Below are 2,172 nucleotides of genomic sequence, written 5' to 3'. Positions count from 1 at the left end.
GCCGCCGCGCAGCCCGCGGCCGACGAGCCCGAGGCCGAGACCGAAGAGCAGTCGGCCGACGACACCCAGCAGGGCGACGAGTCCGACGAGTACGGCGACCGGCCCTCGCGCCGCCGTCGCCGGGGCGGCCGCCGCCGCCGTCGCGGTGAGTCCGGAGACGCGGACGACCACGACAACAACGGCCACCAGGACACCAACGGCCACCACGACCGTGACGACTCCGAGGCGGAGAGCGCGGACGAGACCGACACCCGCGAGGGCTCCGGCTCCGCGGGCAGCGACGAGGAGGACGACGACCACGCGGCCTCCGGGTCCAGCAGCAGCCGCCGTCGCCGGCGCCGCCGCCGTCGCAGCGGTGACGGGGGTACGGACGCCGACGCCGTGGCCGACGACCCGGAGCGTACGGTCGTCAAGGTCCGGGAGCCGCGCAAGAAGGAAGCGGCCGAGCGTGAGCCCGGCACCGGCTTCGACGAGGTCCAGTCGATCAAGGGCTCCACCCGCATGGAGGCGAAGAAGCAGCGCCGCCGCGAGGGGCGTGAGCAGGGCCGCCGCCGGGTCCCGATCATCACCGAGGCCGAGTTCCTGGCCCGCCGCGAGGCCGTCGAGCGCGTGATGGTGGTGCGCCAGCACGGCGAGCGCACCCAGATCGGCGTCCTCGAGGACAACGTGCTGGTCGAGCACTACGTCAACAAGGAGCAGGCCAGCAGCTACGTCGGCAACGTCTACCTGGGCAAGGTCCAGAACGTCCTGCCGTCGATGGAGGCCGCGTTCGTCGACATCGGCAAGGGCCGCAACGCCGTCCTGTACGCCGGTGAGGTCAACTTCGAGGCGCTCGGCATGGCCCACGGGCCGCGCCGTATCGAGACCGCGCTCAAGTCGGGCCAGTCGGTCCTCGTCCAGGTGACGAAGGACCCGATCGGCCACAAGGGCGCCCGGCTGACCAGCCAGGTCTCGCTGCCCGGCCGCTACCTGGTGTACGTGCCCGAGGGCTCGATGACCGGCATCAGCCGCAAGCTGCCCGACACCGAGCGGTCCCGGCTGAAGACCATCCTCAAGAAGATCGTCCCCGAGGACGCCGGTGTCATCGTGCGCACCGCGGCCGAGGGCGCCAGCGAGGACGAGCTGCGCCGTGACGTCGAGCGGCTCCAGGCGCAGTGGGAGGACATCGAGAAGAAGGCGAAGAGCGGCGGCAGCAGCAATGCCCCGACGCTGCTCTACGGCGAGCCGGACATGACCGTCCGGGTGGTCCGCGACATCTTCAACGAGGACTTCTCGAAGGTCATCGTCAGCGGTGACGAAGCCTGGGACACCATCCACGGCTATGTCGCCCACGTCGCCCCCGACCTGGCCGACCGGCTCTCGCGCTGGACGTCCGAGGTCGACGTCTTCGCGACGTACCGCATCGACGAGCAGCTGATGAAGGCGCTGGACCGCAAGGTCTATCTGCCCAGCGGCGGCTCGCTGGTGATCGACAAGACCGAGGCGATGGTCGTGGTCGACGTCAACACCGGCAAGTTCACCGGCCAGGGCGGCAACCTCGAGGAGACCGTCACCAAGAACAACCTGGAGGCGGCCGAGGAGATCGTCCGCCAGCTGCGGCTGCGCGACCTCGGCGGCATCGTCGTGGTGGACTTCATCGACATGGTGCTGGAGTCCAACCGGGACCTGGTGCTGCGGCGCCTGCTGGAGTGCCTGGGCCGGGACCGTACGAAGCACCAGGTCGCCGAGGTCACCTCGCTCGGCCTGGTCCAGATGACCCGCAAGCGGGTCGGCCAGGGACTCCTGGAGTCCTTCTCCGAGACCTGTGTCCACTGCAACGGGCGCGGCGTCATCGTGCACATGGAGCAGCCGACGTCCTCCGGTGGCGGTGGCAAGCGCTCCAAGAAGCGCGGCCGCGGCGGCGCGGGCGGCGACCACGAGCACACGGCCGACCACGAGCACATCTCGGACCACGGTCACGACGAGGCGCACGGCCACGAGGCGGACACCGATTACGTCGATGTCGTCCCCGTGCCGGACGAGCCGGAGAGCTTCGTGCCGGACGAGGCGCGCTCGGCGGCGGCCTTGTGGGCCTTGTCGCGCGGCTTGGCGCCCAGCAGGGCGACCTCGCCGAGCGGGCCCTTGGCGTCCTGCGGGACGGCCTGGAACGCGGTGAAGGCGTACGCGCCGAGC

General features: G+C 70.9%; 1 protein-coding gene. It reads left to right on the top strand.

Annotated features, from left to right (window positions below):
- Nucleotides 1–2,172 (top strand): Rne/Rng family ribonuclease (locus G3I19_RS36205; protein ID WP_239075056.1); only part of this gene is annotated, 2,172 nt, incomplete at both ends.

Source organism: Streptomyces sp. SID10853, from assembly GCF_010548145.1.
Classification (GTDB): domain Bacteria; phylum Actinomycetota; class Actinomycetes; order Streptomycetales; family Streptomycetaceae; genus Streptomyces.
This window is presented reverse-complemented; position numbering and strand designations above follow the sequence as displayed.